Annotated in this window: 8 protein-coding genes; 5 read left to right on the top strand and 3 right to left on the bottom strand. The window is 67.2% G+C overall.

All coding sequences use genetic code 11. From position 1 onward, the window contains the following. Positions 1–29: 29 nt before the first annotated feature. Entirely contained in the window at positions 30–407 is a 378-nt protein-coding gene (locus IEW15_RS15410) for a YrhK family protein (RefSeq protein ID WP_188579498.1), read from the bottom strand. A 231-nt stretch (positions 408–638) separates the two neighbouring features. On the opposite strand from IEW15_RS15410, the gene IEW15_RS15415 reads away from it, so the two are divergent. Further along, complete coding sequence (locus IEW15_RS15415; RefSeq protein WP_188579499.1) at positions 639–989, top strand: DUF6152 family protein; 351 nt, start codon at positions 639–641, stop codon at positions 987–989. Positions 990–1,557: 568 nt separating this feature from the next. Here IEW15_RS15415 and IEW15_RS15420 read toward each other — a convergent pair. Then, entirely contained in the window at positions 1,558–2,637 is a 1,080-nt protein-coding gene (locus tag IEW15_RS15420; protein WP_188579502.1) for a malate/lactate/ureidoglycolate dehydrogenase, read from the bottom strand. A 126-nt stretch (positions 2,638–2,763) separates the two neighbouring features. On the opposite strand from IEW15_RS15420, the gene IEW15_RS15425 reads away from it, so the two are divergent. The 4 genes from IEW15_RS15425 (at position 2,764) to IEW15_RS15440 (ending at position 6,616) form a co-directional block, all read left to right on the top strand. After that, a complete protein-coding gene (locus IEW15_RS15425; RefSeq protein WP_188579504.1) occupies positions 2,764–3,471 on the top strand; it encodes a GntR family transcriptional regulator in 708 nt (235 codons plus the stop codon). Positions 3,472–3,655: 184 nt separating this feature from the next. Further along, on the top strand, positions 3,656–4,690 hold the full coding sequence (gene dctP, locus IEW15_RS15430; RefSeq protein WP_229708149.1) for a TRAP transporter substrate-binding protein DctP: 1,035 nt from the start codon (positions 3,656–3,658) through the stop codon (positions 4,688–4,690). 52 nt (positions 4,691–4,742) lie between these two features. Next, on the top strand, positions 4,743–5,342 hold the full coding sequence (locus tag IEW15_RS15435; RefSeq protein WP_188579506.1) for a TRAP transporter small permease: 600 nt from the start codon (positions 4,743–4,745) through the stop codon (positions 5,340–5,342). Then, complete coding sequence (locus tag IEW15_RS15440) at positions 5,339–6,616, top strand: TRAP transporter large permease (RefSeq protein WP_188579508.1); 1,278 nt, start codon at positions 5,339–5,341, stop codon at positions 6,614–6,616. Before IEW15_RS15435 ends, IEW15_RS15440 begins: the two co-directional genes overlap by 4 nt. Before the next feature lie 40 nt (positions 6,617–6,656). Here the strand turns inward: IEW15_RS15440 and IEW15_RS15445 are convergent, their stop codons facing one another. Then, a complete protein-coding gene (locus IEW15_RS15445) occupies positions 6,657–7,322 on the bottom strand; it encodes a class I SAM-dependent methyltransferase (protein WP_306432628.1) in 666 nt (221 codons plus the stop codon). Positions 7,323–7,403 lie beyond the last annotated feature (81 nt).

The raw sequence follows: 7,403 nt of genomic DNA on the forward strand, positions 1-7,403 counted from the left end.
GAAACCAGGGGGTTTTGTCATATGTGGCATCAGCGTGTGTCATGGCCGCCTGACACGCGGGCCTTGCCGCCGGTCAGGCCGCTGGCGGTTCCCTGGCGGCGTGAGCGGACCATCGGGTGGCGCATCGCCTGTATCCGGTCGGGGGTCATGGGCAGCTTCTGGAAACGTCGGTGGGCGCGTTCATGCAGCAGGCGGATGATCGGGCCTGTCGTGAAGGCCAGGCTGCCCGCCAGATAGACCCAGCTTGCGGCGGAGGTGGCGTCGCGCATCAGGGTCAGGATGCCGCCGGTCACGAACAACAGCGCACACAGGGCCTGGACCGCGACATGGATCGCGAAATAGCGTCGGCGGGTCGCCTCCGCCCGGCCTTTGCCATGCTGATGGAAGCCGTTGGTCCGTTCAACCATCTGATCCCTCTGTGTTGCTCCATGATCCGCCAGAAGGCCCGGTCCCGCAGGGGGGCGGTTCCGCATGGGGCCGGTTCCGCATGGGGCCGGGCCCGCAGGATGGCCAACCCGGAAGGATCGCCGGGGTTTCGTGCCATGGACGCAATGGAGCCTTTTTCTCGTGCGGGCATCGCCCAACATCATTCTGATCCCGGCATCATCCAGACCATGAACCATCTGAAAGACAGGACCATGCGCATCGCGACTTCCGCCGCCGCGGCCCTGATCATCAGCCTGCCTGTTGCCGCCCTCGCCCATCACGGCTGGAGCCGGTACGACAGCGACAATCCCATGACCATCACCGGCCCGGTGGTGTCGTCGTCCTATGACAACCCGCACGGCTCGCTGGTGCTGGTCCATGATGGCCGGGACTGGACGATCATTCTGGCGCCGCCCGCGCGCATGGAGACGCGCGGATTGACCCAGGCGATGATCGCCGAGGGTCGCGAGGTGACCGTGGAAGGCTATCCGCACCGCGACGGCTCGCCCGAATTGCGGGCCGAGCGGATCACCGCCGGCGGCACCACGGTGGAACTGCGCTGACGCCCTGTACGCGGCGCGCGACATCCGGAAGGCCGGAAGGGGGGCCGATGGTTGGCCAGATCTTTACGGCGCTGACGCCTTGGGCGCTGGCGCTGGAACAATCGGCCGTGGGCGAGGCGATCCGTGCAATCGGCAGTGCTCTACCCCCTGGCCAATCTGGTGCATCTGCTGGGGCTGGTGATGCGGCTTGGCGGCATCGGCCTGCTGGATCTGCGGCTCATCGGGCTGATGTGCGGTCCGGCCCCGGCAGCCCTGGCCGCACGTCTGATCCCGATCGCCGCGGCGGGGCTGGTGCTGATGGCGATCTCGGGCGGGATGATGTTCGCGGCCGATGCCGGGCCGTTGATCGCCCATCCGGGTTTTCGCCTGAAGCTGCTGCTGGTGGCGCTGGCGGTCGGCAATGCGCTGCTGGTCCATCTGCTGTGGCGGCGGCGCATTGCCGGTCTGCCCGATGACGCCACCCCGCCCGCCGCCATCAGGCTCCAGGCCGCCGCCTCGCTGCTGCTCTGGCTGTGGGTGGCGGTGGAGGGCCGCATGATCGCGCCAATAGCTGACGGCCCCTATCGGCTCAGGCGGCGGCAGCAAGCCCCAGCGCGTCCAGGCGGTCTGCGGTCATGCCAGAGGACAGGCCGGCCGTCCGCAACTGGCCCAGCGTGGTGTCGTCGATGGGGATGCCGTCGCGGCCGCGGTTGGCGCGGGCCGCGATCTCAGGCTCGCCCGGGATCAGCACCGGTGCGCCGGGATGGCTGCGGGCGGTGCGCATATAGTCCAGCAGGGCCACGGTTTCGGCCGCCAGCCAGCCGGCATCGACCAGACGGCCGGGGGCGATGACGATCGCCAGCATGCTGTTGATGATCGCGTCCGATCGTGGATTGCCCGGCTGGACCGTGCCGGCGCCGGTCAGGGCGCCGGCCAGCAATTCGCAGAACAGTGCCAGCCCGTAACCCTTGTGGCCGCCGGCCGGCAGCAGCGCGCCCTGCGGGTCGGCGAACATCACCGACGGGTCGGTGGTGGGCCGGCCGTCAGGGTCGATCAGCAGCCCCGCGGCCATCGGGTCGCCCTTGTTCATCGCCACCCGGCATTTGCCCACGGCCACGGCGCTGGTCGCGGCATCGAAGATCACCGGCGGCTGACCGCCCCGGCCCGGGAAGCTCAGGCAGATCGGGTTGGTGGCGAAACGGGCATCGAAGCCCAGATGCGGGGCCACCAGCGGCCGGGCGCCGGTGACGTTCACGAACATCAGCCCCACCTGGCCGGCGGCGGCGACCTGTTCGCCATAGCTGCCGATCCGGCCCATATGGTGGCAGTTGCGCACCGCCAGAATCGCGGCGCCGGTTTCCGAGGCGCGGGCGATGGCCAGATCGGTGGCGTCGCGCGTGATCACCTGGCCATAGCCGGCGCCGCCATCCACCACCAGCAGGCTGCCGCTGTCGGTGACGATGTCGCCGGTGCGGTTGGGGTGCAGCAGGCCGGCGGCGGCGTTTTCCACATAGCGCGGGATCATGCCCACGCCATGGCTGTCATGGCCGGCCAGATTGGCGCCGACCAGATGATCGGCCACAATCGCTGCCTCGGCGGGCGCGCTGCCGGCCGCTTCCAGAAGTGCCGCGGCGGCTGCACGCAACTGCCTGTCCCCGATGGTCCGCATCTTCACATCTCCCGGCCGGTTTCGTGTCGGCGGCGCTAGGCGGGCGTGTCCGCGGCGAATTCCCTTGCGCAACCGGCTCATGGTATACCACTGTCAGGCGACGTCCCCCAAGCGAACATGGACCCGATGACCGCCACCCGCGACCGCACCACCACTCTGACCCAGACCCAATCGGTCTATCAGGCGCTGCGCGATGCCATTCTGGGTGTCGAACTGCGCCCGGGCGAAGCGATTTCGGAACGCTGGCTGGAAGGCCGTCTGGCGGCCTCGCGCACGCCGGTGCGCTCGGCCCTGGTCCGGCTTGAGGGGGAGGGGCTGGTTCAGCGCCAAGGCCGCGGCTATATCGTGACCCCGATCGATATCGGCGAGATCGAACAGGCCTATGTGTTCCGCGAGACCATCGAGATGACGGTGGTCCGGCTGGCGGCGGCGCGGGCCGATGCGCTCGATCTGTCGGGCATCGAGCCGCTGATCCTGCCGGAGGTGCGCGATACCTCCAGCGATGAATGGTTCGACATCGGCATCGCCTTTCATGTCGAACTGGCGCGGCTGTCGGGCAATGCGTTCTTCGTGCGGGCGATCGACGATGTGATGACCCGGATCGCCCGCGGCCGCTGGCTTGAGATCTGGAGCACCGGCGGTCGTGAACGCGCCTTCATGGAGCATGAGCGGATCGTTGAACTGGTGACGGGCGGTGCCGGCGACGAGGCGGCCCAGGCCGTGCAGGCGCATGTCCGGCATGGGCGCGATCGTCTGCTGGATGCCCTGAAGACCCAGCGCCGGGGGTTCGCGGTGCGCGGTTTCGCCGTGCTGGACGGGCCGGAGGTGGCCTGAGCAGGCATGCCGGTCTTACCGCGGGGAAAAGGGGTATGACCGGTATGTCTGGTATGGCTGATTGAGCAGTGACGGGTATGACTGGTCATGCCGGCATACCCGCTGCGGCGACGAGAGATTTCAACCGACCGAACCGGCCCATGCGAGGCCGGGGTCAAGACGACACAAAGGGAGGAAGACCGCCATGACCAGGACCATGCGTTTCTCGTCGCGGATGAGCCGCGGCCTTGCCGGCGCGCTGCTTGCCGCCTGCGCCGTGCTGGCTGTGCCCGGCACCAGCACCAGCGCCGCCGCCGCCGATCCGGTGGTGATGCGCATCAGCCATCAGTTGCCGCCGGCGCACCACATCGCCCAGTTGATCGAGCAGTTCGCAACCGATGTCGAGACCCGCTCGAAGGGCGGCATCGACGTTCAGATCTTCGGTGCCGAACAGGCTTTCAAGGCCAACCAGAACCACCCGGCGGTGGCGCGCGGGCAGGCCGAGGCGGCGGTGTCGACGAATTTTCAGTGGGGCAACACCATCCCCGAGATGAATATCGTCACCTTGCCGTATTTCTTCACCAATCTGGACCGGATCAAGAAATTTCCGGGATCGGATGCGGCCGGTCTGCTTGAATCGAAGCTGATGGAGAAGGGTATCCGCAATATCGCCTGGTTCTATACCACGCGTCAGTCGATCTTTACCTCGGCAGCTAAGCCGTTGCTCGCGATCGATGACTTCAAGGGCATCAAGATCCGCGGCCTGAACAAGCTGGTCGATGAAGGGCTGATCGCGGCCGGTGCGGCACCGGCGGCGATGCCCGGCTCGGAAGTCTATCAGGCGCTGCAGACCGGGGTGATCGATGCCGGGCTGACCGACGTGTCGGCGGCCTATAGCCGCCGGTTCTATGAGGTGCAGAAATACGGCACGGTCTCGCCGTTCTTCAGCGTCTATTTCCATCTCTACGTCAACCCGGCCTGGCATGATGGCCTGGCGCCGGATCTGCGCAAGGCGGTGGACGATGCCGCCAAGGCCGCCGAGGCCGCGTCTATCCCGCTGACCGAGACGACCGCCGATGAGGCGATCAAGGCGCTGTCGGAAAAGGGCATGACCATCCACGTCCAGACCCCGGAAGAGGCCGCCGCCTTCGAGGCGGTGATGCTGCCGCCGGTGATGGAGGCGTTCAAGGCATCCAGCCCCGACGCGCCGAAGCTGGTCGAGATGGTGGACAAGCTCTGACCGTTCTCATCACACAACGCTGATCGACGAGGTCCGCCGGATGTCGACGGGGATGCCCGCCGATCGCCGCCCGCCGCCACCGGAACCGGTGGTCGCGGGCGGCCTCGCCCGCCTGCTGCTCGGTTTCGACCGGGTGGTGCGCGTGATCGCCCTCATCGCCGTGGGCATCGCCGCCGCGATGCTGCTGGCATCCTTCGTGCTGATCTGCTGGTCGGTGGTGATGCGCTATTTCGCCGGCCAGCCGATCACCTGGGTGGATGAACTGGTCGGCTATGGCCTTGTGGCTGTGGTGATGCTGGGGGCGACAGATGCCCTGCGCCGTGGCGAACATATCGGTGTCGACCTGTTGACCCAGCGGCTGGGCACGCGCGCGGGCCATGTGGTGGCGGTGTCGGGGCTGATCGCCGTGGGCCTGGTCGGCGTGATCCTGATCATCGAAGGCTGGGAGATGATCTCGTTCTCGCGGATGATCGGCATCCTGTCGACCGGTTATCTGGCGATGCCGATGGAATATCCGCAGGGCTTTGTGCCATTGGGCGGCGTGCTGCTGGTGCTGGGCGCGCTGTCGGGCCTGGCGCGGATGGCCGCGGGGCTGCATGCGGTCGACCTGCCCGATGATGCGGGCGACGCCCGGGGGCGGCCGCTGCCATGACCTTTCTTCTGATTCTGGTCGGCGTGGTCGCGGTGCTGCTGACCGGCCTGCCGGTGTTCACCGGGCTGGGCTTGTTCGCGGGCGGCCTGCTGCTGGCGACCCAGGGCGACCTTGGCGGCATCGGCGACATCGTCTTCGGCCAGCTCGACAGCTATCTGCTGGTGGCGATCCCGCTGTTCACGCTGATGGCCCATATCATGATCCGCGGCAGGGTGGTCGACGATCTGTACGAAACCGCCCATACGCTGCTCCGGCATCTGCCCGGCGGGATCGGCATCGCCACGGTGTTCGCCTGCACGATCTTCGCGGCGATCTCGGGCTCCAGCATCGCCACCGCGCTGACCATCGGCGCCGTGGCGATCCCGCAGATGATCCATTACGGCTACAGCCCGCGCATGGCCTATGGCGTGGTCGCGGCCGGCGGCACATTGGGCATCCTGATCCCGCCATCCGGGCCCATGGTTCTGTATGGCGTGATCAGCGACACCTCGATCGGCGGTCTGTTCATGGCCGGCATCCTGCCGGGGGTGATGATCGCCGGGCTGTTCGCCCTGTGGTGCGCCTTCGCCGATCGTGGCCAGCGGCTGCGGCCGCCACGGGCCTCGCTCTCTGAAATGGCCCGGGCGCTGCGCCGGTCGGGCTGGGCGCTGTCGCTGCCGGTCTTCGTGCTGGGCGGCATGTATGCGGGCGTGTTCACCGCCACCGAGGCGGCGGCTGCCGGCGGCCTGGCGGCGCTGCTGGTGTCGGTGATCGTCTATCGCAATTTCGGCATCCGCGATCTCTGGGCCTCGGCCATGGATGCCGCGCGCACCTCGGCGATGCTGTTCATGATCCTGGCGGCGGCGGGCGTGTTCGGCCATGTGCTGACCAAGATGCGCGTGCCGCAGGAACTGGTGGAACTGGTGGTGCACTGGGAGGTGGGCGTCGCCGGCTTCCTGATCGCGATGATGCTGCTGATCGCCTTGCTCGGCATGTTCCTTGAGACGATCTCGATCATCCTGATCACCACGCCGGTGGTGCTGCCGGTACTGGCCCATCTGGGCATCAACCCGATCTGGTACGGCATCCTGCTGACCATCAATCTGGAAATGGCGCTGATCACGCCGCCGGTGGGTATGAACCTGTTCACCATCAAGGCGATCACCCATGTGCCGATGGGTGAGATCATCCGGGGTGTGGCGCCTTATGTTCTGCTGATGGTGCTGGGGCTGGGGCTGGTGATGATATGGCCCGATATCGCCTTGTGGCTGCCGTCCACCATGGCCCTGCGCTGACGGCGCGCAGGCCCGTTCAGGCCTTGTCCCGGCCGGTGCCTTATTCCTCCCGACCAGTAACCTTGCGCGCGAACGCGGCGAGCGCCGGCCGGGTCTTCACATAGGCCTTCAGCTGCGAGACGTGGCGGTCGGCCTCGCTGCGCAGCGAGAACCGGCCCAGGCCCAGAATCTCCACCGGCGCCCCATACATCTCGCTGTGCTTCTCATGTGCGGTGGGGAAGGCCTTGATCAGCGCGTCGCGCCAGGTCTCGGACCATTCGGGCGCGCACAGGAACACCTTGCCCGGCGTGATCGCGAATGGCCGTAGCGGTGACCGGTCGACGAAAATATGCCGGCCCAGCCCCGCCGCGACATCGGGCCAGTACGGGTTGAAGTGGTCGTCCAGAATGACGATGCCGCCTTCGGCCAGTGCCCCGGCGGCGAGCGCCAGATCGTTGGCGGTCAGCATTTCGGTGTGGCCGCCATCGACGCTGAACAGCCGCACCGGCCCGACGGTGGCCCGGATATCGCCGACGGTGACATCGGTGGAACTGCCGGCCCGGATAATGACGCCATCCTCGGAGCCGCAATGCTTCCGCAGGTTCTCGATGAAGCGGCTCCGGCTTCCCCGGCCTGACCGGTCGACATTCAGGTCCTGCTGCTCGAACAGATCGATCGCCAGCCCCTGTTCGTCCTGACGCAGTGTCAGTTGCAGCAGCAGGAACAGGGGATGTCCCGGTCATTGTTGAAAAAGGGAGAGCGGCGTTGCTCGCCTTGAGCCGTTAGGCTCGGGGTGTCGAATCCTCAA

This window comes from Tistrella bauzanensis (assembly GCF_014636235.1).
Lineage (GTDB): Bacteria > Pseudomonadota > Alphaproteobacteria > Tistrellales > Tistrellaceae > Tistrella > Tistrella bauzanensis.

Bases quoted from the DNA above. Each gene is read 5' to 3' on its own strand.
- IEW15_RS15410 (WP_188579498.1), bottom strand. From the start codon at position 407: ATGGTTGAACGGACCAACGGCTTCCATCAGCATGGCAAAGGCCGGGCG.
- IEW15_RS15415 (WP_188579499.1), top strand. From the start codon at position 639: ATGCGCATCGCGACTTCCGCCGCCGCGGCCCTGATCATCAGCCTGCCT.
- IEW15_RS15420 (WP_188579502.1), bottom strand. From the start codon at position 2,637: ATGCGGACCATCGGGGACAGGCAGTTGCGTGCAGCCGCCGCGGCACTT.
- IEW15_RS15425 (WP_188579504.1), top strand. From the start codon at position 2,764: ATGACCGCCACCCGCGACCGCACCACCACTCTGACCCAGACCCAATCG.
- dctP (WP_229708149.1), top strand. From the start codon at position 3,656: ATGACCAGGACCATGCGTTTCTCGTCGCGGATGAGCCGCGGCCTTGCC.
- IEW15_RS15435 (WP_188579506.1), top strand. From the start codon at position 4,743: ATGCCCGCCGATCGCCGCCCGCCGCCACCGGAACCGGTGGTCGCGGGC.
- IEW15_RS15440 (WP_188579508.1), top strand. From the start codon at position 5,339: ATGACCTTTCTTCTGATTCTGGTCGGCGTGGTCGCGGTGCTGCTGACC.